The organism is Bacillus sp. NH11B (genome assembly GCF_001884205.1).
Classification (GTDB): Bacteria; Bacillota; Bacilli; order Bacillales; family Bacillaceae_G; genus Bacillus_A; species Bacillus_A proteolyticus.
Map to the genome: position 1 here is coordinate 141683 of NZ_MAOG01000142.1, position 24442 is coordinate 166124.

Annotated in this window: 23 protein-coding genes; 7 read left to right on the top strand and 16 right to left on the bottom strand. The window is 33.0% G+C overall.

Annotation, left to right across the window (positions count from 1 at the left end; genetic code table 11):
* Positions 1-117: 117 nt before the first annotated feature.
* From BAU27_RS28645 to BAU27_RS28660, 3 genes are all read right to left on the bottom strand, one after another.
* Positions 118-1299, bottom strand: coding sequence for a BC_2427 family protein (locus BAU27_RS28645; RefSeq protein ID WP_071772801.1), 1182 nt, complete (start codon positions 1297-1299; stop codon positions 118-120).
* A 127-nt stretch (positions 1300-1426) separates the two neighbouring features.
* Positions 1427-2122, bottom strand: a complete 696-nt coding sequence (locus tag BAU27_RS28655) for a CsxC family protein (protein WP_071772803.1) — start codon at positions 2120-2122, stop codon at positions 1427-1429.
* Positions 2123-2673: 551 nt separating this feature from the next.
* Positions 2674-3444, bottom strand: coding sequence for a GNAT family N-acetyltransferase (locus tag BAU27_RS28660; protein ID WP_071772804.1), 771 nt, complete (start codon positions 3442-3444; stop codon positions 2674-2676).
* Positions 3445-3765: 321 nt separating this feature from the next.
* On the opposite strand from BAU27_RS28660, the gene ycaC reads away from it, so the two are divergent.
* Positions 3766-4401 (top strand): isochorismate family cysteine hydrolase YcaC, encoded by a 636-nt coding sequence (gene ycaC, locus BAU27_RS28665; RefSeq protein ID WP_071772805.1) that lies wholly within the window; start codon positions 3766-3768, stop codon positions 4399-4401.
* 376 nt (positions 4402-4777) lie between these two features.
* On the opposite strand, the gene BAU27_RS28670 is transcribed toward ycaC, so the two are convergent.
* Positions 4778-5557 carry a BC_2878 family exosporium-associated protein gene (locus BAU27_RS28670; RefSeq protein ID WP_071772806.1) on the bottom strand — a complete coding sequence of 260 codons (780 nt, stop codon included), beginning with the start codon at positions 5555-5557 and terminating at the stop codon, positions 4778-4780.
* 255 nt (positions 5558-5812) lie between these two features.
* Here BAU27_RS28670 and BAU27_RS28675 point away from each other — a divergent pair, with 255 nt between their 5' ends.
* On the top strand, positions 5813-6133 hold the full coding sequence (locus BAU27_RS28675; protein ID WP_071772807.1) for a hypothetical protein: 321 nt from the start codon (positions 5813-5815) through the stop codon (positions 6131-6133).
* Between the two features lie 53 nt (positions 6134-6186).
* On the opposite strand, the gene BAU27_RS28680 is transcribed toward BAU27_RS28675, so the two are convergent.
* The 5 genes from BAU27_RS28680 to BAU27_RS28700 all read right to left on the bottom strand — a co-directional run bounded on the left by BAU27_RS28680 (position 6187) and on the right by BAU27_RS28700 (position 11753).
* The gene (locus tag BAU27_RS28680) at positions 6187-7722 is read right to left on the bottom strand and encodes an MDR family MFS transporter (protein WP_071746233.1); all 1536 of its coding nucleotides are present in this window, start codon (positions 7720-7722) and stop codon (positions 6187-6189) included.
* Positions 7723-7745: 23 nt separating this feature from the next.
* On the bottom strand, positions 7746-8453 hold the full coding sequence (locus BAU27_RS28685; RefSeq protein ID WP_071772808.1) for a cytoplasmic protein: 708 nt from the start codon (positions 8451-8453) through the stop codon (positions 7746-7748).
* An 18-nt stretch (positions 8454-8471) separates the two neighbouring features.
* Positions 8472-9182 (bottom strand): bactofilin family protein, encoded by a 711-nt coding sequence (locus BAU27_RS28690; RefSeq protein WP_071772809.1) that lies wholly within the window; start codon positions 9180-9182, stop codon positions 8472-8474.
* Between the two features lie 13 nt (positions 9183-9195).
* A complete protein-coding gene (locus BAU27_RS28695) occupies positions 9196-9819 on the bottom strand; it encodes a YhbD family protein (protein WP_071772810.1) in 624 nt (207 codons plus the stop codon).
* 158 nt (positions 9820-9977) lie between these two features.
* Positions 9978-11753 (bottom strand): SgrR family transcriptional regulator, encoded by a 1776-nt coding sequence (locus BAU27_RS28700; RefSeq protein WP_083596220.1) that lies wholly within the window; start codon positions 11751-11753, stop codon positions 9978-9980.
* 62 nt (positions 11754-11815) lie between these two features.
* On the opposite strand from BAU27_RS28700, the gene BAU27_RS28705 reads away from it, so the two are divergent.
* Positions 11816-13021, top strand: coding sequence for an MDR family MFS transporter (locus tag BAU27_RS28705; protein ID WP_071772812.1), 1206 nt, complete (start codon positions 11816-11818; stop codon positions 13019-13021).
* Positions 13022-13035: 14 nt separating this feature from the next.
* On the opposite strand, the gene BAU27_RS28710 is transcribed toward BAU27_RS28705, so the two are convergent.
* The 3 genes from BAU27_RS28710 to BAU27_RS28720 form a co-directional block, all read right to left on the bottom strand.
* Positions 13036-13740, bottom strand: a complete 705-nt coding sequence (locus BAU27_RS28710) for a YjgB family protein (protein ID WP_071772813.1) — start codon at positions 13738-13740, stop codon at positions 13036-13038.
* Positions 13741-13764: 24 nt separating this feature from the next.
* Positions 13765-14610: a DUF5700 domain-containing putative Zn-dependent protease gene (locus BAU27_RS28715; protein ID WP_071772814.1), complete on the bottom strand. Its 846-nt coding sequence runs from the start codon at positions 14608-14610 to the stop codon at positions 13765-13767.
* Between the two features lie 360 nt (positions 14611-14970).
* Positions 14971-15792 carry a UTP--glucose-1-phosphate uridylyltransferase gene (locus tag BAU27_RS28720; RefSeq protein ID WP_071772815.1) on the bottom strand — a complete coding sequence of 274 codons (822 nt, stop codon included), beginning with the start codon at positions 15790-15792 and terminating at the stop codon, positions 14971-14973.
* A gap of 192 nt (positions 15793-15984) precedes the next feature.
* On the opposite strand from BAU27_RS28720, the gene BAU27_RS28725 reads away from it, so the two are divergent.
* Genes BAU27_RS28725 through BAU27_RS28735 form a run of 3 tightly spaced genes read left to right on the top strand, consistent with a single transcriptional unit; the run spans position 15985 to position 19418 of the window.
* Positions 15985-17274, top strand: a complete 1290-nt coding sequence (locus tag BAU27_RS28725) for a UDP-glucose dehydrogenase family protein (RefSeq protein WP_071772816.1) — start codon at positions 15985-15987, stop codon at positions 17272-17274.
* Entirely contained in the window at positions 17271-18224 is a 954-nt protein-coding gene (locus BAU27_RS28730; RefSeq protein WP_071772817.1) for an NAD-dependent epimerase/dehydratase family protein, read from the top strand. Before BAU27_RS28725 ends, BAU27_RS28730 begins: the two co-directional genes overlap by 4 nt.
* Before the next feature lie 3 nt (positions 18225-18227).
* Positions 18228-19418, top strand: a complete 1191-nt coding sequence (locus BAU27_RS28735) for a glycosyltransferase family 4 protein (protein WP_071772818.1) — start codon at positions 18228-18230, stop codon at positions 19416-19418.
* 229 nt (positions 19419-19647) lie between these two features.
* Here the strand turns inward: BAU27_RS28735 and BAU27_RS32575 are convergent, their stop codons facing one another.
* The 4 genes from BAU27_RS32575 to BAU27_RS28755 form a co-directional block, all read right to left on the bottom strand.
* Positions 19648-20109 carry a hypothetical protein gene (locus BAU27_RS32575; RefSeq protein ID WP_175546577.1) on the bottom strand — a complete coding sequence of 154 codons (462 nt, stop codon included), beginning with the start codon at positions 20107-20109 and terminating at the stop codon, positions 19648-19650.
* A gap of 82 nt (positions 20110-20191) precedes the next feature.
* Positions 20192-20629 carry a hypothetical protein gene (locus BAU27_RS28745; protein WP_071772819.1) on the bottom strand — a complete coding sequence of 146 codons (438 nt, stop codon included), beginning with the start codon at positions 20627-20629 and terminating at the stop codon, positions 20192-20194.
* The gene (cotS, locus tag BAU27_RS28750; protein WP_071772820.1) at positions 20626-21690 is read right to left on the bottom strand and encodes a spore coat putative kinase CotS; all 1065 of its coding nucleotides are present in this window, start codon (positions 21688-21690) and stop codon (positions 20626-20628) included. Before cotS ends, BAU27_RS28745 begins: the two co-directional genes overlap by 4 nt.
* A gap of 24 nt (positions 21691-21714) precedes the next feature.
* Entirely contained in the window at positions 21715-22851 is a 1137-nt protein-coding gene (locus BAU27_RS28755) for a glycosyltransferase family 4 protein (protein ID WP_071772821.1), read from the bottom strand.
* A 158-nt stretch (positions 22852-23009) separates the two neighbouring features.
* Here BAU27_RS28755 and BAU27_RS28760 point away from each other — a divergent pair, with 158 nt between their 5' ends.
* Positions 23010-24113, top strand: a complete 1104-nt coding sequence (locus tag BAU27_RS28760; protein WP_071772840.1) for a spore coat kinase CotI — start codon at positions 23010-23012, stop codon at positions 24111-24113.
* The last annotated feature ends 329 nt before the right edge of the window (positions 24114-24442 follow it).

Consider the following 24442-nt stretch of genomic DNA (forward strand, 5'->3'; position numbering starts at 1 on the left):
TTATTTCACTTCCAATACATGTTAGCTAGCTCGTTTGCAAACTTGCTAGCACTTTTTTATTTTTCTCTATTACATAATCTTGAAAAAATTTCAGCTGATTGATAGAGAAATAATCATTTATGTAATCCGCACACGAACTTCCTGTTCTTGCAATAATTGAACAGTTAATTCCAATACAATATTTTGTAATAACTGATATAGCTTATCATGAGATGTACTTTGTTCTGAGGTAAATTTAATACATTGAAATATATATCCTTCTATAAGTAAGCTTCCTTTTTCAATTATAGATGGATTATTTCCTTTCTTTATTATATTTGGCAATAAAAATTCTTTTTTTGTCAAAATAACTTCTTGTGATACCTCTTTTATTCCAATTATTTTTTCTTTAAATATCACTTTTTCTTGTAAACTAATTTCACCTTTATATCTCCCTATTTCTATCGGTAGTTTCGCAGTTATATAATTATTTACGTCTACTTCATCTTCCTTCTCTAAAATTATACCGTGGATAGGAATCCACGAAGATGTGCCTCCCCAATTTTCTTCCGTATTCCCTTTTATTTTTTGATTAGAAAGTTCTAAAAGCACTCTCTTTTCATAAAGGTTTGAAGAAACTAAATTACAATTTACTTCTCCATGATAATGTTGCACTGTAGTTAATAACTTAGTGTCCAGTTCACGATTCCTTTTATCTTTTTGATTTCGAAATACAAATACTTCTTGATTTTTCACATTAATATTAGGAAATTTTATAAAACTAGTCACATCTGAAATAATAGAAAATGGGGTTTTCACTTCTATTGAACGTACTGAAGTCCCTGTTTTGGGTCCCGAATCAATACTTTCTTTTTTTGATTCTTTTTCATCACTCTTTTTCTCTAATTCAATTATTTTTCCCTCCTTTTTCAACTCTGTTTCTTTACTTTTTTTCTCTGACTTAATTGCTTTTTCTTCTTTTTTTAATCCTGCTTCTTCACTTTCTTTCTCTAATTCCATTGTTTTCTCTTCATTTTTCAACTCTGTTTCTTTACTTTTTTTCTCTGTTTTAATTGTTTTTTCTTCTTTTTTTAATCCTGTTTCTTCACTTTCTTTCTCTAATTCCATTGTTTTTTCTTCCTTTTCCGACTCTATTTCTTTACTTTTTTTCTCTGTTTTAATTGCTATACTCTCTTTCTCTGATTCAGTTTCTTCACTTTTCTTCTTTTCTCTTATTTCACGTGAATTACCTTGACCATTCAGCATTTTCCCTTTGTAAACTTTGTTCCATATTTCCTGACCAACCCATGGATTTTTCATCACTATCCCCCCGTCTAATGAAATTCATAAAAATATGTTTTTTGTACGCGACCATTTCATCATTATATATGTTTTATAAAACTAAAAAAGACATTGTCTTTTTATCAAAGACAATGCTTTTTTAGTTTTATATTTGTACTTGTTGTACTTGTAAAACTTTTAAAGTAAGATCTAGTACAATTTTTTCACGAAGTGTATCAAATGTTTCGTTTAATTCTGTTGGACAAGGGGAAAAATCTAATTCAAAGAAGTTAGCGCTGACTAATTCGCAATATGGTTGTTCGTTATAAACAACTGCATTTTCGAAGAAGTATTTGTCTAAACGTGGTAAATCACCGTTTTTTGGATTAATAAAGTGAGATGTTGTGTCTGAGGAAGCTGCTATTAAAGGTAGTGTTAGAAAATCACCCTCTGTTAGATCTGCAAAACCAGAGAATGGAACATTTGCAATACGATCAAATAACACTGAATTACATCCATCACCAGCATATTCAATATTTTTACGAATATACCCTTGTACAAATAATTTTGCTCTTGTAACGCGGCGGTAAACTGTCCCTGGAACTGGAGTAAATGCTACAGGAACTAACTTACATTGTGTTAAAAATACATTTTTCAGGACACGTTTAATTTCAGTTGCTACAGGTGCTAATGTAATATCAGTTTCTACAACAATTTGAATTGTTCTTTCAGCTAATACAACTGGGATTTTTACAATCGGTGCTCCTGGAGTAACAATTGGTGTTGCAACCTCATCACTTAATGGTATTTGAGTTTGTCCTGCTGCTTGACAAGGTACATTAATCGGACATTCTTCACTCATATTTATTGTCTCCTTTATATGAAAAATTTAGAGCTTTTATAACTCTCTATACTGTATATGTATTTCTTCTATTAATGCTTGGGTTTGTATCATAGTCACTTTTATCATTTACAAGTAATTAGACTACTTTCTTTTAAATAGATAAACACACACAACTTAATATTTTGGGCCTATACGAATATCTACCTAGAAAAATAGAAAGTCTTAACCCTTTTATACTAGAAATAATAAGAATGCTAAAATTAATTTTTTATAGAGTCCTTCCTTCTATCTAGCAAAGGATATATTTAAAATTAATCATTTTCGCACATAATAATCTCTATAAAGGAGAACAGCACGATTATTGTCCCCTTTTATTAAAAAAATAAAAACCGACTAAAAAGCCGGTTTTTGCACTCAATAAATTGCAAGATTCCCTCATTATTAAACTTACTATTTTATTCTCTAAGCCTTCTATAGGAGTTATGACCAATTCTATCTAAAACCTTCTAGTCATCAAACTGTCCCTTTAAATTCTTTACGTTGTAAAATTCGTACATATCCCCGTTCATTTACCTATTATCCACAAAATAAGTATCATACGCCTTATCAAAAACATATCCTAGCTTTTCTGCTAATTTAGCAGATGTAGTATTCGCTGCATCCCAGTTTGGATATATCCCTTTTTCTAAACAGTCCAAGATTAACGCTGCACTAACTATAGTTGCTAATCCTTTTCTTCTATGATTGTGATCAGTCGCAACTTCAATTTCAATGCCATTATCATATATACTATACGATGATGCACCGCATACAACTTCTCCTTTATACAAAATACTATAACCTATACCTCGATTTATATAATCTTCTACCGTTTGAAATTGACTTGTAAAATCTTCGGAGACCTTATGTAATGTAGGGATATTTACGATATGTTCATCGATTCTTCGTAACTCGTATCCTTTTGGAAGCGCTGATATAAAAGATTGTAATTTTGAATGATCGAAAACTTCCGCATTCCGTTTAAATTTATAGCGTAAAAACTTATCTATTTTTCTTTCGTAAAATGTTTCTAAACGCTTTTTCCACTCTTCACTATTTACGATTACTAACATTCTATCAGGAATGTTACGTAATAACTCGTCTGTTTCCTTCACATTTGGATCTCCAGTATAAAATGTGAAAATCCCTACTGTAACTTGCGCTACTGTCGGATTTTCAAGATTATTTACCCAAGCGGTGCCCATATGTCCTTGTAAATAAGAAAGTAACACAACATTATTAAAATCCTCAAACAGAGAAACTAATTTTTTTCTAGTATGTATATTTGCTTCATATATCATTTACATTCCCGCTTTCTATAAAATCAATATAACTCTATATCTTTATGAATCCACTTAAATAACTTTTTTTACTCATCCGTTTATTCGTCATATAAGCAAACGCCTATTACACTTAAACTTCATATAATTATAAATTATTCACAAATATAAAATTATTATAACATCTATTCAAAAAAGAAAACTTCACTTTTTTGATTTTAAAACACACATCTTTTTATCTAAATAAAACATATTTATTGATAAAATTTTATACGTATACCAAATCTATCTAAATAACTGTAAGATTGATTTATAACTAAGCTTTTTAAGGGGGATTATAAAATGTCTGATTTCTATTCTCGTCTTTCAAAAAGTGATGCCGCTGTTCTTCTAGTGGATCATCAAACTGGCCTGATTTCTAGCCTAGTGCGTGACTATGGTGTTGATGAGTTCAAGAATAATGTTTTAGCTCTTGCTAATACCGCTAATTTTTTTGATTTACCTGTTATTTTAACAACTAGCTTTGAAGACGGTCCTAATGGTCCACTTATGCAAGAGTTAATTGAATTATTTCCAAATGCTCCTAAAATAGCGCGTCCTGGACAAATTAACGCGTGGGACAATGATGAATTTGTAAAAGCTATTGAAGCAACGGGTAAAAAACAGCTAATTATCGCAGGCGTAGTTACTGATGTTTGTGTTGCTTTCCCGGCTCTATCAGCTGTAAATGCAGGGTATGAGGTATTTGTTGTAACGGATGCATCTGGAACTTTTAGTAAACAAGTTGCTGATGCCGCTCTTATGCGTATGGCTCATGGAGGGGTACAACTCATGAACTGGTTTAGCGTTGCAGCTGAATTACAGCGCGACTGGCGAAATAATGTTGAAGGCTTTGGAGCTTTACTTGCTAAGCATCTTCCAAGTTATCAAAATATCATCGGAAGCTATATGGGAGCTCAAAAAGAATTTAGTAAATAAATTAATCAATCCTTGATTCAACTTGATATCAATTCCGAATAACTATGTAAAGACTACCAACAGTGATCTACATAACTAAGAAAAGGGCTATTGAAGTAGCCCTTTTCTTAGTTGCTTTACAAATTGACCTCTTTCATTACATTTAAGTTCACTTAAATAATATTTTTCTAGCTTTACTGTAATGGGTCCCTTCATAAATTATTGTAAAAAACCGTATCCTGATAGAAATTTGTACATAGCAATAAAAAATATAACTAACCATCCTATTTACTTCTAACATTCATATTAACAAAGCAATTTTTTCGTTCATACAATCCAATTCGTATATGTAAAAACCCCTCATTATCTTGTAAGAGGGTTAATCAATATAAATACGTTATTTCTCCTTCTTAGAAGTAAAGGATTCTGTAGCGCCATTTGTATATATTTTAGTCAACTGAATAATTGATGTGTACGTATTATCGTCATTCTTTACCATCTTTTTCAACTCTTCTATTTCAGCATTACCAGTTCCACTCTCTATTCTCAAACAGTTCGAAATGTTGAGGTATCCACTCGATGCGAAAAGAATAATAAACGTAAGATCTGGGAAATTAATGAATAGTAATCCGAAGTTCAAAGGATTTGCAGCCGTATCCGATAATATCAATCGAAAATCTAATAGTTCTGGCACTTGAACAAAATCTTTAGAAACAATCGCTTCACCTACTATTGTAATTTGCTTTACTACATTCCCAAGTTCATCTGTAAATTCAATACATCTAGGCGCATCAATTGTTTCTGCTTGTAGAGATAAATTCAATTCAGAATTATAAAAGTCGAAAAAGAGTGTGCTTCCCTCCGTTAAACACTGTGGACAAACATTTCCAAGGAGACTAAAATCCTCTTCAATAAATTTAACTTTCGCTTTACAACTACACGCTTTTCCTATTCGAATCGCATCAATCTTTGAACAATCTACAAAAATAACATCATTGTCCTCTTGTACAAATGACCCGATACCTTTCATCTTGTTAAATGAAAGAAAATAAGATACAACAATTTCCTTTCCGGCTATTACGATACTCTCAACCTTAGTAAAAGGTTCTAGACTTTGTAAAAATTCACATATGCTATTTTGACAACATTTACAATTTCGTTTCGGCTCGCAATCCACTTACATTCAATCCCTTCCCTATATGTTTTTATCTAATACACATAATATGAGCGGGATATAAGAAAAGCTTGGACAATATAATTTTAACGTAAGGATATAATTATTTACTCATAACATCAATAAGGAAATTACATCAATAATAAGTAATAACACATAATTTTTACTATAAATACATATAACAATTTCATCTTTCAATGAAAAAGCGTTATAATGAGGTGTAGCCTCTACGATTACGTTATAAAGGAGATTAAAACAATGGCTAAAATTAAAGTGTACCAAGCAAAAGAAGAAAATATGGAAGCAGTAAAAAACATCATTGATGTTGAAGAACAAAACCCAACTGCTGAAAACTTACAAAGTCTATACGCATGTGTATTAGAAACTGAAGATATGGCATTGCCTGAATCATACATTGAAGAAGATATCTTAATTGATTCTATGGAAGTTATGGTTAACGCTTCTCAAAGCAAACTAAGAGACTTAGGTACATATGATGTAATCGAAGTTCAAAACAAAGGTAAGAAAACACAAATTTTATTATTAGCAGACGAAGAATACGAAATTATCGAAGGCTAATCTGAATCCGTACATACGAAAAAGCTCCTTTCAATTTGAAAGGAGCTTTTTCATTACGCTTTTGATACTTCACTCTTTTTATTCTTTTGTTTTTTCTGTAATACCATACGCTCATTTCCCATAAAGAAAATGAATATGAATGCTAAACCTGCTGGTACTAACGCCCACATAAATGTTTGAACGATTGAACTAGAAAGAGCGTCAATAATTTTATCTAATATTTGCGGCGGAATTTGAGATCTCGCCGCTTCTGATAAAATAGCTCTTGAATCTCCTAAAGCGTTTGTATTCATTCCTCCGCTCATCCCTTTAAACGCTTCTTCTAATTGATCTTGGAAACCTGTTCTTTGGATCATTCCGAAGATTGTAATACCAAGCGTCATTCCTAATGAACGAATGAAATTACTCGTTGAAGTCGCAGATCCGCGCTGTTCCATACCGAAGTTGTGAATAGCTGCCATACTTAGTACAGAGAATGAGAAACCGACTCCAAATCCGATAATAATCATATAAATCGTTAATAATACACGACTTGTTTCTGGTGTTAACGTGCTTAATAAGAATAATCCAAGTAGCATAATAACCGCAGAAATAATCATAATGTTTCGATAGCTAAGTTTTGTCGTTAAAAATCCGCCTAATTGCGCTGTTACGACTGACCCTAACATCATTGGTAAAAGTAATAATCCCGAGTTTGTTGCAGTGCCACCGTATACACCTTGAATGAATAACGGAATATATACAGTTGCTGACATAAATGCAGCCCCGTAACATAATGCAATAATGGTACTCATTCCGAATAGACGTTGTTTAAACATCTCAAATGAAATGATTGGTTCTTCTACTTTTCGTTCAATAACAATAAAAGCAATTACTAAAATAGCGAACCCAGCAAATAAACTTAAAATAAAGCTAGAATCCCAGTCATATTTTTGTCCGCCTAGTTCTAGGGCAAACATTAAACAAACTACTGCACCAACTAAAGTAATTGCGCCAAACCAATCAATCTTTTGCTTTCTATGAACTCGTGACTCTTTATAAAAGAATGTAATAAAAATAAGTGCTAAAATTCCAAGTGGTAAGTTAATATAAAACACCCAGTGCCAGCTAATATAATCCGTAATATATGCGCCAAGTAATGGCCCGAAAATACTTGATAAACCAAATACTGCTCCGAATAATCCACCCATTTTCCCGCGTTTTTCTGGAGGGAAGATATCAAAAACGATAGTAAATGCGATCGGCACTAGTGCCCCGCCGCCAATACCTTGAATAGCACGATAAATACCTAACTGTGTAATATTTTCAGCAGTTCCACAAAGTGCCGAACCAATCATAAAGACGATTAAACCGAAAATAAAGAATCTCTTTCTACCATACATATCTGATAATTTACCGAAAATCGGCATGCCTGCCATTTCTGCGACCATATAGGCAGAAACGACCCATACAAAGTTTTCAAGGCCTCCTAAGTCACCAACGATTGTTCCCATCGCTGTTACGACAATGGTATTATCCATTGATGCCATTAAAATACCTAGCAATAAGCCCGCCACAACAAAGCCGAGCTTATTATTTTTCTCAACCATAACCTTACTCTCCCTCATACTACTTATATTTGTTTATGTTCTTTTACGACTGTATTACCTTTCTGATTAAAACTAGTATGATATTCTACTACACTAATTTCACAGCCAGGGCCAATTATAACATGATTTCCTCTTACTACGTCTGCTATTGTATGTTCTAAATAAATATCATCACCCTCAATAATTGATGTTTGAAGACTTCCTGCATGACTTGTAAAAGGAATAAATCTCGATTTTTTACGCACTGTAATCTTTTTCCCACCGATTTCTCTCACTTTACTTCCTTCATAACGAATTGAGATTTCAATATTTTCAGCATTAAGTAATCCATCACTTTCAAGACCACCAGTTAGTGATAATTCTTCTACTTCAATATCTCCCTTCACATTTAAAGCACCTTTCACATCTACGAAATCACCTGAAAACCTTCCTTTTACTTCAATCATACCTCTTACTTTTGTTTTTTCAATATGAGCATCACCATGCATTTGTGTATTGCCATATACTTTTATATATTCCGCATCTACGTTTCCTTGTACTTCACTGTCACCATACACGACATAGTTTTTAACTTTCATATTACCGCGTACATCACTCGTGCCGTACGTTTTAAATTCATTACAACTCATATCGTTAGAAATCGTTCCTTCGCCGCGTATCTTCACTTTGTTATAATCTCCGCCTGCTGAACTACCAGAACCATTGACAGTAAGACTATGTTGATGTTCCATATTACTTTCTCCCTCCCATTAAACCTGCTTAATTTCTTTTACATTTGCGCTTTTATCAACAGTAAGAACACCAGTATATTCAATAAGTTCAATCTCACAGTTCGGTCCTACTGTAACATTGTTTCCCCTTACCGTTTTTATGTGAGCATAATCAATATCGATATTGTCACCTTCTAACAATTCAGTCTCTAACTGCAAGCCAAATACTGTTTTAAAAAGCCGACTAAAAGTACTCAATCTATGTCTTACTTTAATCGTTTGACCGCCAATTTCTTTCGCCCTACATGTACCGTGAATATTAATATTAATTTCATCTGCGCTTAATAAACCGCCAACTGTAAATTGTCCTTCTGAAGAAAAAACATCAACCTCGCAATTACCATCAATCGTCGCTTGACCGTTGATTTTAAATTCTTCACCGATGACATTTCCACCTATCGTACCTTTTCCTGCAATTTTTAAACTGTTCGCCTTTACATCTTGTGTAATTGTCCCTTTCCCATCGATTCGCATCGTTTCTGCACTAACTGTACCCTCAACTTTGCCTGATCCGCTAATTCTCGCATTGCCACTTTTCAAATCACCAGTAACAGTTCCGTAACCATTACATTCAAATTGGTCGCATTCAACGTTTCCGTTAACAGTTCCTTTTCCATTTAGTTGCACTTTATGAAACTCTCCACCGTTTGATGAACCATATCCGTTTATAATTAAATTTTCTGTACGCATTATTTCTCCTCCACTACAACAGTTTAGTTTTTAATGCTTCGGTATATTTCATAATTGCTACACGTAAAACAATCTTTGTTCCCTTTTCAAAAATTAAATCCTCAACGCCTGATACTAAGAAGCATGTAGAAATCCCTAACTTCCGAATAATAACTAAGTCACAATTCTTATGTTTAATCGCTTCGTAATTTTCACGTAATACTTGTAAGACCATTTTTCCCTCTTCTAAACTAACGTCTCCTGATTGAAGTAGTTCTTCAAACATATACACATAAAGAATATCTACAAATTGAAATTCTGTTGTTTTATTCGTTTGTTCTATGAAGAATTGTAAAACTGGCTCTGATGCAATACCCTTACGTAACAAATCATCTTTTGTTAAATGAATTTCTGTCACGCTCGGTGAAAACATATTTGCTAATTCATCTAGTGATAAATCCTCTTTCATCGTTTGAATTTTATCAATACGTTCTAATATTTTTTCTTTCGGAAAAAATGTTTCCTGACCTGTGAACGTTGACTTTCGTACAAACCAATCTTCCGGTATTAAACTTTTTCTCTTCCACCTATATAACTGTCCGTATGAAATACCAGTTAGTTCTAATAAATCTTTTTTTGAAATTAAATCCGTACTCAACTGTATAACACTCCTTCCTGATACCAATGTAACATAACACTGTTATGTTGTAAACGAACTTCTATCACAAGTGGCATAACAATGTGTGAAACAAACCTGTCTTACCTACAAAAAAGGTCCTCACACATCTCTTTAAAATGCGTGAGAACCTATATTTTTCAAGCTTTAAACCATATATCGTAATAATCAATCCAACCTTGTGAATTAATCATTACATTTTGTATTTTTTCGTGTGAACTTACTCGCTGTTTATTACGATATAAAGGAATGATATGTATTTCACGTAACAGTGTGCCCTCAATATCGCGTAACAGTGTCACCCGTTTCTCTAATTGATTTTCTGTAAAATATGGCCGCAATACTTTGTTAAAGCTTATATTACTATGCTGATTTATAAAACTGTTTTTGGTAAGAAACATATATAGTAAACTATCTTCAATGCGCTCGCTAATTGTCGCACTATCATGCATTATATCGGCCTTTTGTATCGTACTCATTTGCAATAATTCTTCTTGTTCAAGAAACTCAATATCAATTTTAATTCCGTATTTTGCACATTCTTTTTGTATCCAATGTGCATCTTCAACGTGATCTTTCCCTGTAAATGTATATAATTGCAGTGTTTCATTACGGTAAGAGCTGCATTTAATAAGTGTATGTATATCCCTGTTAATTTGAATTGTACCGTTCTTTATGAATACTAATTCATCCGCTACTTCCCCACGCTCTCCCTGTAATTCTTCAACAATTTTATTACCATGAATAATTTTATATAAAGCTCTCCGAAACATCGCATTTTGCATAGGTCCTTCTTTTACTGTATTTAACGTAATGTAAGTTACATTCGACTCAAGTCTAGATAGTTCTTTATGACGCTTTACTATATTTTTAAAACGTGCTTTCGCTAATATATCGTACGTATTAACTTTGTGCTCTACATTCCATAATTCAATTCGATCCAGAAATGGTCGCTCGCGAAAATATAAATCATTTCCTTCTAATACAAATACATCCTCATTCTTTTCACATAACAGAAACGGTCCAGTACCAATTAACTTCCCGTCTCCATCTTCATTTACAATAGAACACTGTTCTGTACTTAAAGAATGTAAAAACAACTTATTATCTGTAGATAAACGAATCTGTACAATATAGTCATCAAGAATATGTAAACTTTCAACGTGTTGTAACATCCAAGCATGCGGATTATTTTTCACTTTCATAAATCGTTTAAATGTCTGTTCAACATCATAAGCGGTTAGTTCTTTTCTATTATGAAATTTAACACCTTTTCGTAAGTAGAAGGTCCATATATATTTCTGGTCATCATATTCCCAATAAAACGCAAGTCTTGGCTCTACACTGTTTGTATTTCCGTCTACATACACTAATGTATCGTATATATGTTTTACCATATGACATTCCGAACGCATCGTTGCGTATACAGGGTCTAATGCAATGTCTAGATTCATTTGAACTTGCAAGCGGAGCACATCTTTTCTCCCTTGAGATGTCCTTTCAACTTGATAACCAAATATCGAATCTATCCAAGTTTGAAATTGAGTTTGGAGCGATGGGAAATACGAGCTGTACCTTTCAATAAACGCGTTTCCGCTTTTTACGTCCCCTTGTTTCGTTATTTCTTTTCCTCTTTCTAAAATTAAAGAAAGCGGATGTTTTTGAAATAACAACTTTGAACGATTCCCTCTTCCTCGGCCAGGAAACCATACAATCCAATGTAATTCTTCTAATTTTTTTATGATTAGTTTACTATTTCGCTCTGTACAAAATAATGTTTCGGATATATTTTGTATTGTTATTTCTAATTGCTCCCCCTCTGCTCTCCCTTTTCCATACTGGAGCCATAGGTGCATATATTGCTCTAAAATGCTCATAAAACGCCCCCTAAAAGATGAAAAACCTTTCCCTTTCATTCTACCCTTTTTCATTTTCAGCTTCCATCTTATCATTTTAATATAGAAAGGAGGAATTAAAAATGAATCATCTTTTAAAACGTTATAATAGACCAATCCTCATTCGGTTGTTCGGTGAATTGTTAGTCCGGACGACTGAAGCAATGTTAGCTATCATTTTTATTGTTCACGTTAATAAAGTGTTAAATGGTAATGTCATCGTTACAATGCTTCTTTTCGGATTACAGCCTCTCGCTGATATTGTGTTTACATTAATTGCTGGAGGTGTAACAGATAAATACGGTCGTAAGAAAATCATGTTACTCGGCTTATTTTTACAAGCTTTTGCCGTAAGCGGATTCGTTTTTGCTGAATCCGTCGCCTTTTTCGCCTTATTATATGTCGTAAATGGTATTGGCCGCTCTTTATACATTCCGGCACAGCGCGCTCAAATTGCTGACCTAACAAGAGCAGAACAACAGGCAGAAATATTTGCGGTTCTGCAAACGATGGGAGCAATCGGCTCTGTAATTGGCCCATTAATTGGTGCTTTTTTCTATAATAGTCATCCTGAGTACTTATTTATTGCACAAGGTGTGACTCTTACTCTTTATGCCGTGCTCGTATGGACGCAGCTTCCTGAAACAGCTCCACTCATGAAAAACGTTAATAAAACTAAAGAAGTATATTCGCCAAAACAATTTATTTCAAAGCATTATGCTGTGTTTGGACTTATGGTTTCTACGCTACCTATTAGTTTTTTCTACGCTCAAACCGAATCAAACTATCGTATATTCGCTGAAAGTGTATTTCCAAATTTTCTATTCATACTCATATTTATCTCTACTTGTAAAGCGGTAATGGAAGTGCTTCTTCAAATATTCCTTGTGAAATGGTCTGAACGATTTTCTATGCCTAAAATCATAGTTATTTCCTATACTTGCTATACGTTAGCTGCGATTGGCTACGGTTATTCCACAACAATATGGTCATTATTCTTCACATTGCTCTTTTTAGTGATTGGGCAAAGTATAGCTTTGAATCACTTACTACGATTCGTTTCACAGATCGCTCCAAGTCATAGACGCGGATTATATTTTTCTATATACGGTATACATTGGGATATTTCAAGAACTTGCGGACCTTTTGTAGGTGCATTGTTATTAAGTAAATTAAGCGGTAGTACTCTATTTTATATTTGTGCTTTCTTATTAATAATTGGCGGTATTATTCAAACAGCTTTCGTTCAATCATTAGAGAGAACAAAAGCAAAAGAGCTGTCCCTATAGGAACAGCTCTTCATTTAACCAGCCATATTATTTATGCTATCCTCCGGTGAAAACACAGAAATATGATGTACTTTACCAGTCGATTTCGGAATTATAAATTTCAATTCAAATTGGTCATTTACTTTATAAACGTATATTTTGTCATTACCATTTACTTTAACAGACGCTGGTTTTCCTAAAGCCTTTTCGATTTCTTGTAACGTAATCGATTTGAGTTCTGAATGATACGAGCGAACGTCAAATACTTGTGATCCTTTGTTAAAGCCAAATGCCACATTTTTACTTGTAAAAGTTGCATACATCCCGTTCCCCGCTTGATCAAGCTTATCAGCTTTCCCCCATGCCTTCTCTATTTCTTCTATATCACCTGTATGCGCCGCGTATGGAACATTAGGTACTTTACCTACTTTCGCTTGCTCAAATAAATCTATAATATGGTTAATTGATTTTTGATTAACTGCTATATTTTTTGAATTAGAATCTGTTGAAGGTTTTGCTGAGTCTTGACCTTTTGGTTTTTCCACAGGTTCTTTCTCTTTTTTGGGAGCAGTCTCTTCATTCTTTTTACTCGTTTCTGACGTATCGCTCTTTTTTTCCGTACTATTTTCTGATATTGAATTAGTTTGCTTCTTTTCCTCAGCGTTAGCACATGCGGTTAAAGCCGCTACACACGTTAAAGTTAGGAAAAATATAAGTACTTTCATATATACTTTCATCATTTTCAGCCTCCTTCTTCAACATATTCACTTTTGTAACCATTCCATTACACTACTCTTCAAATTATTTTTGGTCCAAAAAGTAAGTGCTTCGCTTTCCCCGAAAGTATTCACAATATACTCCATATACGATGCTCCTAAAAAATAACCAAGTCGGTTGTATCCAAAATAGTTCCCTCCTGATACACGGAACCATTCTTTCTCTTTTTCAGCGGTCCATCCTTCAATGTAATCTTGTAAAAAACGTTTCTTAATTTGCTTCTCACTTTCTTTATAACATTGGAACCATGGATCACCGTCATTATTATATGAATAGTAAACAGACTCACTTAAATCTTTAACAATTTGTTTTGACAGATAAATTGCAACACCTTCACGATATAAACTTACGAACGCATCAGTCCATTCAGCATTAGTCCAATCCATTCCGCTCTCTTGTAGTACGAAATTATGATATATATGTCCAATTTCATGAGCAACGATAACACGAAGATGCTCCCTTACAGGAGATAATTTTTCTACCGCAAAAAAGATATCCCCAATAATCTCCCTTTCCACAAATGCGTTGGAACCAAATCCACCTACAAATATATGAAAAGTTAAATCTATATTAATACCAAATTGAATGCGATAGTCCTTACTAACTTCTTGAATAATTGATGGTAAAGTTTCCGAAATAATACGAATGTCTTCTAGTTTTGCAGGATACTTTTCAATCGCACTAGAAAGACGTTCTTCCGTCTTAGGACAGTGAAAATTAAAATACTCTTCGAATGCCTCTGAGTGCATATCATAATATTTGTTCAAGTCATGTAATCTTATTTCATTTCTTTCCAAAATCTTCAAAAAGCTTGGAATTGTATTGTTAATCATCTTATTCATCTCCTTGTATACACTTACTCTCCTTACTTGTTACAATCCTTCTACTATAACTTAAAAGGAATTGTTACAAAATTTACTTTAAATAAAAAACAAGAAACTTGTAGTTACATAAAAAAGTTCTTTATTAAAAAGTAGTATAAATACCACCTTTTAATAAAGAACTTTTTTACATTTCATCATATGCAGTTATTAAAAATCTCTCTTGCACTGTATGAAATAGAAAATACATTTAGGTTTTCTTGAATACAAAATTATATTTTGCTTCATTCCTGTCCTCTCAATGATTTAAATAAGCGTATATCCACATGAAAATTTTTTAAGTTCATGTATATTAAGAAACTTTACACCGTTTCAATTCATGCTTGTTCTATTTTGTCCATGTAGAAAATTAAGAAGTTGAATATAATCATTTTCTTGTCCAATATCAAATCTTTTTCCATCAATAATTTTGCCATACACATTCTTAGTCATAAGCAAAGACTCTATTGCATCAGTTAGTTGATACTCACCTCCATGTCCAGGCCCAATCTTTTTTAGCAACTGGAAAATATCTGGCGTAAAAATATATCGGCCGACCACCGCAAGATTAGATGGAGGATTTACTTTCGGTTTTTCAACAATATTTGTAATCTGAATATAATCTGCTTTAACACTATTCCCATTGACAATTCCATATTTCCCTAAATCTTCATCTGGTACTGTATGGATACCTAATACGCTACTTTTTGTCTCTTTATATATCTCAATTAATTGATTTAAGGCATTTTCTTTATTAGAAATTATGATATCATCTGGCAAAAGCACAGCAAAAGGATTATTACCAATAAATGTTTCTCCTAATTTTATTGCCTCACCAAGTCCTCTAGCATATGGCTGTCTTACATAGTGGATTTGAATGTTAGGAATGTTATATTTTTTTAACAATTCGGCTTTTTGCTCCCTTTCTAAAAATGCCTCTAGTTCTAATGAATAATCAAAGTAATCAACTATTAAGTTCTTTCTACTTGAAAGAACAATTAATATTTGTTCAATACCTGATTTCACAGCTTCTTCTACAATATAATGAATTGCAGGTTTATTACCTATTGGAAACATTTCTTTCGGAACTACCTTTGTAATAGGAAGATTTCTTGTACCATAACCAGCAGCTGGAATGATCGCTTTTTTTATCATTCCTCTCTCCTCCCTTCTTCAACATGTTTTCAATATTATACTCAATAGAACCCTTAACCGCGCATCACAAATTAAAAAAAGGCTCCTATCTTACATCGCTTGTATGAATAGGCCTTTTTATATGTCACCAATCTAACTTGTCCACTAATATACTGTAAAAACTAGTAATAACTTCAGAAAGGTGATTGCCATATGAATATATGTATTATAGGATCTGGTTATGTTGGGCTCACATCGGCGGCGGTTTTAGCCGATTTAGGTCATTCTATTATTTGTGTAGATAAAGATTTTAATAAAATCCAAGCTCTCCAGAGAGGCGAATGTCCAATTTACGAACCTGGTTTAAAGGAACTTATTTACAAAAATCAAAAACAACTACAATTCCAGCAGGATATTAGTCTAGCTATACAACAATCACCAGTTATTCTTATTGCTGTAGGAACCCCTTCTACCCCCAGCGGAAAGACAGACTTAAAATATTTATACTCTGTTATTGACCTACTAGTTCCAGCTATAAAATCCTATAAAACAATTATTACAAAAAGTACAGTTCCACCTGGAACGAATCAACATTTATATGAAATGCTCATCAAAAATGGTGTACCGTCATCCCTATTTAATATTGTTTCTAACCCTGAATTTCTCCGCGAAGGATCTGCTGTTCAAGATATGCTTATTCCAGATAGAACTATTATTGGTATCCAAAAAAATGACACAAAGTCATTAAAAGTTATGCAAAATATATATAAAAAGATTAATGCTCCATTCCTTTGTACAGGTCTAAGCGAAGCTGAAATGATTAAATCTACCGCCAATGCATTTTTGGCTACAAAAATATCTTTTATAAATGAAATCGCCCGAATTTGTGACGCGTATCACATTGATATTAATGAAGTGGCAAAAGGAATTGGCTACGACTTTCGAATTAACCCCCATTTTCTTCAAGCAGGAATGGGATATGGAGGATCGTGTTTCCCAAAAGATTTACATTCACTCATATATACAGCAAATGATAGGCAGGTAACAGTTCCTATTTTGCAAGCTGTACAATCCATTAATTCTACACAGATTGACCTCTATGTTGAAAAAATTAAAAATACCATAAAAGTGCCATCTTCAAAAAAAATAACTGTTTTAGGAATTTCCTTCAAACCAAACACTGATGATATTCGTAATTCACTTGCTGTAGAACTTCTTGAAAAATTACTCCCTCTTGGTTACAACCTTCATGCGTATGATCCAAAAGCTTCTCTTCCTCCGCATTTGAATAAACAAGTTACACAACATAAAGAACTAAAATCCTCAATCACAAATTCTGATTGTATTATTCTTGCCACAGAATGGGATGAATTTAAAAAACTTAATTGGCAACAAGTCAAACAATTAATGAAAGGATGCACAATTGTGGATGGACGAAATTGTATTGATAAAGATGAAATAGAGCAGTACAGTTTACGCTATATAGGAGTTGGTCGTTCATGAAAATACTTGTAACAGGAGCCGCCGGTTTTATCGGTTCTCATTTATGTCAAGCACTACTTAAGAATAAGTCCTATCATGTAGTAGGAATTGATCATTTTATTGGCCCTACCCCAACGGCCTTAAAAACAGATAATATTCAAACCCTCCAAATGAACCCACGATTTCAATTTATAAGAGAAAATATATTAACTACAGATTTATCCAGGCTTTTAAAAGATGTAAAAGTTGTTTATCATTTAGCTGCTATCCCTGGCGTAAGAACAAGCTGGGGAAAGGATTTTCATCCTTATGTAACCAATAATATACTTGCTACACAATATTTACTTGAAGCATGTAAGGAAGTAAAGTTAGAGAAATTCATTCAGATATCAACATCTTCTGTTTATGGAGAAAAATCTGGGATGGTTTCTGAAAACTTATTACCGATTCCACTTTCTCCATACGGTGTCACAAAATTAAGTAGTGAAAACCTATGTCATATTTATCACAAAAATTTTCATATACCAATTGTGATTTTAAGATATTTTACAGTTTATGGACCGAGACAACGACCTGACATGGCATTCCACAGATTAATTAAACAAATGCTAGAAAATAAACCTGTCACAATATTTGGTGATGGAACGCAAACACGTGATTTTACCTATATCGATGACTGTATACGAGGAACCATAGCTGCTTTAGAGACAAGCGAACATATAGTAGGAGAAGTTATAAATATCGGTGGAACAGAACGATCTTCCATCTTAAATATCATTTCTACTCTAGAAAAAATATTAGGTAAATCAGCAAATAAAATTTTTCTAAAATCAATTCCTGGCGAACCAAAACAAACATGGGCAGATATATCTAAGGCTAATAAACTACTACAATATCATCCTGTTGTTTCTTTATCTAATGGATTGGAAGCAGAATATCAATATATAAAACAACTTTATAAAGGAGACTAGTTTATGAAAATCGCATATATATGTACTGAAAAATTACCTTCTCCAGCAATTAAAGGCGGTGCAATTCAAATGATGATTGATGGAGTATCCCCCTATATATGTCAAGAATTCGAACTCACTATTTTTTCCATCTCGGACCCAAGTCTTCCAAAACAATCAACACAAGACAATATTCATTACATGTATTTCCCTCAAATAGAATATGAGCAGAATGTTATAAAAGCACTTCAATCCAATACCTTTGATATTATACACGTTTTTAATCGTCCCAAAAATATCCCCCTATATAAACAAGCCTCTCCAGACAGTAAATTTGTATTAGGCCTTCATAACGATATGTTTGCTGAACACAAAATATCCATTCCTGAAGGCAACCTAATTATTGAAATGGTTACAGCTATCGTTACTGTTAGTAACTATATTAGAGAAACAGTAATCGAACGATTTCCACATGCTGAACATAAAATTTCGATTGTCTACTCTGGTGTAAACATAAAAACATCTCCTCCAATTTGGACACGCAAAGGACAAGAAATTAGAAATGAATTTCGGACGAAATACGCTATCCAAGATAAAAAGGTGATTCTATTTGTCGGTAGATTGACCAAAAACAAAGGACCAGATATACTCATCCATGCTATGAAAGAGATTATTAAAGTCCATAAAGATACGGTACTCGTTATAGTTGGAGGTAAATGGTTTAGTGATAACAGAGTAAATAAATATATTAAAAAATTGCATAAACTCGCTAAACCTATTAAAGAACACGTGATTTTCACTAAATTTATTCCAGCGGATCAAATTCATAATATATTTTTAATGGGAGACATATTTGTTTGCAGCTCGCAATGGCATGAGCCATTAGCACGTGTTCATTATGAAGCAATGGCTGCCGGAACCCCTATCATTACAACAAACCGTGGTGGAAATGCAGAAGTTATAACAGATGAACATAACGGCTGCTTAATTGAACAATATAATAACCCGAAAGAGTTCTCTAGGCTTATCCAAGGTTTGCTATCTCAACCAGAATTCGCAAAATTGATAGCTCAAAATGGCAGGCAGATTGTTGAAAAAAACTTTACATTTAAGCATACAGCTAATAAATTAAAACAAGTATATAGGCAAGTTATTATACCAACAAACCAACCTGTAACAAATCTAATGCGGCCACTTAAAATTCAAATTATATAAAATGAAACTTTAACCAGTGTTTTTCCCCCACTGGTTATTAGTTGCACCACTCGGGCTTTTACGGGCAGTTAATGCGTGAAAGTTAAACCTACTGACAAATACATTTATCCTTTACAGAACCACAGCAACTAAATTCGCTCTTTACTTCAATCTCTCATTTAGTATTTTTATTTCATAAAATAAACAAAAATATAAGAAAAATCCCCCTATATATTAGGGGGGATTTTTCTTATGCATCGTCCTCTTCGTCTTCTTCGTCTTCTTCGTCTTCTTCGTCGTCCTCTTCGTCGTCTTCTTCGTCCTCTTCGTCTTCTTCGTCTTCTTCGTCGTCCTCTTCGTCCTCTTCGTCCTCTTCGTCTTCTTCGTCTTCTTCGTCTTCTTCGTCCTCTTCGTCTTCTTCGTCCTCTTCGTCCTCTTCTTCTTCGTCGTCTTCTTCGTCTTCTTCGTCCTCTTCGTCCTCTTCTTCTTCGTCGTCTTCTTCGTCTTCTTCGTCCTCTTCTTCTTCTTCTTCGTCAGTAAAGGTTATTTCTGTTTCATCAATATATTGAACTTCTACTTCTACACCAGTATGTCCACCAGATTGAATAACTTCAGCCAAAAGTTTTAATACCTCTTGTATATCTTGATCAGAATTAATATTAAAGCCATTCTCAAAATCTATTTTTATTTTTGCTCTTTTTACATCAGCCATTTACATAACTCCTTCCTTATTTGACTTATATTTAAAATATGCTAGAAAGTAAAAAATGATTGTTGTAATTGCGGACTTTTCATTATTCTTTTTCCATGAAATGTTTTAAAATTCCAGCTATCCACGGTCTTTTTAATGGCTCGTTAGGTGTAATAATTTGTATTTTTATTTTTGGTTTTTCTGGTTCAGTAGTACTTAAATCCGATTGTACGGCTTCCTCTTCAACGATTTGAATATCTTCATCATTTATTTCATCTACAATGTCCTTAACTATTGTGTTTGTTTTACTGCTTATTGTTTCTAACTCTAGTAATCCAACTGTTGGTAACTCCACTAATTCTATGTCTTTAATAATCGCTAAATTCTCTAATATAGATGATTCATCAAGTACAATGTCTTTTTGCTTCTCTAATGTTTGCTCATATTCTGACATCTCCCATCCCATTGGTCCTGGTGGAGAAAACATAAATTTTTCTAAATTTAAAATAGGTATGACTATTTCTTCCGGTTCTAATTTCATTTTCTTCCTCCTCCACTTTTATTCTTGATTTCGTCATAAATATCTGAAAATCGAGATAAAAATTCCTCTTTAGAATCTTCCAGTGCAATTATATTTTGTAACGCCCAAATATATTTTTCATCAGACCACGAACGCTTTTGCCCTAAATAATATTTATGTGCAATCGAACATACTAAATGGGGAAACGTTAAATCCGTCCAAAGTATGCGATATTGTTTTTCTGATAATGGATTTTCTGAATCATAAGCACTCAGCATATGAATCACTGAATTAACATCCCAAACTGACATTTTTTTCATTACTTTATTTAAAATGATACGTAAATCTCTTACTGGTAAATCATTTGTAATAGAATGTAACTCTTTCATAAAAACAGCATCATCTATTTCCTCAAATCTTGCCAATGTAAAATCTTGTTGACAAAAACCTTTAGATGCAATTACTTGCTTTGTCCATTCGTTATAAAATGGTTCATCAATTTCTTGTAATGCCCTTTTGGCACGAGCTATCATTTTATCAACATATTCTAAAAACATTGTTGAAAACACATCATTAGGATAAGATTGTGCAATTCTTTTGTTTCCTTCTAATTCTTGTAATTTCCACCTATATAACTTATGCCATTTTCCTAATCGACTTCTCATTTTACTTTCTTGATGTGGGATATATCCTTCTGATGCTTGATGAAACTTACCTGCATATATAAGCACTTTTTCCATTTGTTCTTTATTATAATAGATTACTTCTTTTCCTTGATGTTTATCATATAATACATATGCATACTCATCAGCTCCAATACAAACCCCTCCTCTATTTGTTTTATGCATTTTTGTAATTGGCAATCCTTTTTGAAAAAGATGTAAATGTGCTCCAGCAATAAATAACATTCTTTTCGGTTTCATATGTGCTTGTTTTAATATTTTTAACCCTTCATTTGTCTCCACTTCCCAAACAGTTCTCCCACTTCTACTTGATTGCAGAATAATATTATTTACCTCAAATGGATAAAAACTAAGGATTCTATTTAAATGTTCTTTCTCTAATCCAGCTATTTCTTCCAATTCTCTTCATCCTCCTCTTGAATTCTATAGCACTTCCTTATATACTCCAATTAAATTCATGGCAACGCGATTCCATCCAAAATCCTTTTCAACTTTCAAACGTCCATATTTCCCCATTTGTTCTCTTTTAGATTCATTATTTAATAGACTAATAATTTTCTCTGCGTATGCATCAGGATTCTCGAAATCATTAACAATATAACCATTCTTTCCGTCTTCAATTACTTCAGGATTACCACCTCGATTACTAGTGATAATTGGTAACCCTGCCGCCATTGCTTCATAATGTACTCTGGCAAGAGGTTCTTGCCACTGAGAAGAACAAACGAAAATATCTGACATAGTGTACAGTGTTGGAATATCCTTAGGCTTAACAAATTTAATAAAGATTACATTATTTTGAAACATTGCTCCCAATGTATATAAATGTTTTACATAGTTGTTTACATTGTTATCACCAAACCATTTTGATCCAATAAAAACCATTACAATATCTGGGTTTTTTTCGATAATTTTAGGGAGAGCTTGTAGCAAAATATGAGGTCCCTTCACTTTACTCAGGCGTCCAACAAACAAAACCACCTTTTTATTTTGCAAATTCAACTCTTTCTTTACATAACGTTTAACTTCTTTTCCATTTATAGTCCAATCCGGATAATATTCATTTAAGTCTACACCTGAATATACTGTTTTTGTTTTAGACTGTGCTGTCTTAAAGCGCGAGGTAATCGTTTCTCCTATATAATCACTCACTGTTATAATTTTCGAAACGGCTTTAATACATGCTTCTCCTTCTTGATCACTCATCTTTTCATACGCGAACATTTCATTATGCACACTTAATACAAATTTTGTCTTTGTTGCCACTTCACTTAAAAACGTAATCCAATTAGGGCGATTACATAAATGAATCACATCATATTGTTCATTTCTCAAATGTTCAAGAATATCATGAAGATACCCCTCTTCTGCAAAACGTATATATCTTACACCACCATTTTTTTCTTCCGTTTTTAAATTTGGATCCGTTATGGAGATAACTGTTACATCATTTCCTTTAGAGGCAATAATGGTGGCGACGGAATCTATATAAATTTGAATAGCCCCCCCTCTCACGGCAGGTACAGGTAGCTTTTCAGTAGCAATTATTGCAATTTTCATTCTTTACCCTCCCTATTTCATAAAAATATAATTCTTTTCAGTATATGTTACGGAATAAGTTTTATCTTTGTGAATTATTCATTGTTTTTTCTATTCTTTACAATTAAATTAGGAAAAACATCACTTTTTTGTTTTATAGGCGAATGTCTCAAACAAAAATGACCATGCACCATAAAGTAATAAGAGAACACAAAAGGATGGTGACATATTTGGAAATTCACAATGAGGAAACGGAATATATACTATCACCTGAAGAGGAGCAAAAATTAATATCATTAGCAGAAAACATGATTAAACATTGGGATATTCATACAACTACAATCGAACTTATACAAGGTGGGCAACTTGCTCTAGTGTGGAAAATTCATACTTCAGATGGACCATTTTGTTTAAAAAGAATTCATCGACCTGAAAAGAAAGCTTTATTTTCAATTCATGCTCAAGATTATCTTTCTAAAAAAGGCATGCGTGTTCCAAATATAATTCCTAATAAAAAGGACCAACTCTATACAAAACACGGTCCATTTTTATTTGTTTTATACGAGTGGATTGAAGGTAGACCTTTTGAACTGACTATGCAAGAAGATCTTGAAATGATTATGAAGGGATTAGCAGATTTCCACTTAGCTTCTATTGGTTATAAGCCACCACCAGGTATACCTATCTTTACAAAATTAGGTCGTTGGCCTAATCATTATATTAAAAGATTTCAACAGATGGAGGTTTGGAAAAACCTATCTGAAACCTTGATTGATGACCCTTTTTCACAACTATACTTAGCTGAAATCGATCCTTTTATTACAGAAGCAAAACTTACGTATCAACGTTTATTAGAGTCTGAATATCAAAAGTGGACAGAAGAATTACGAGCATCCCCCAATTTATGTCACCAGGATTATGGAACAGGAAATTCTTTACTGGATACGAATAATCAAATTTGGGTAATTGATTTAGATACCGTTTCGTTCGATCTACCGATTCGGGATTTACGCAAAATGATTATTCCTTTATTAGATACAACAGGTACATGGAACGAAGAACAATTTAACATTATGATTAATGCATATGAATCAGTTTCTCCTTTAACAGCCGAGCAAAAAAAAATCATGTTTATTGATATGCTATTTCCCTACGAATTATATGATGTAATCCGTGAAAAATACGTCAGAAAATCACCATTACTTGCTGCTGAACTCACTGAAGCTATGGAGTATGAAAGAATAAAATCAAAAGCGTTAAACATATTAATAAATGAATTTTAAGCCACTTGATCGTCCGATATGATATCATCCGCAAACATAATCTAGCTATCCTTAATAATAAAATGAGGTTAAGGAATCTTTCTTATATTAATAAAGTAACGTATATTCTACTGTGGTACATGTGAAAATTATTTATGGAGTTGGATATAAGAAAATAAAGTTATATGTGTTAAATCACACCAAATTATTCATTAAATCGTATACGCTTATAGTATTTAAATTTGATGTATATAAATAAAAAGCATGACATAAAATTGTCATGCTTTTTTCCATCAATAACTTCTTTAGATTTAACCTTTTACAGAACCCTTCACTCAGAAAAAGACTTC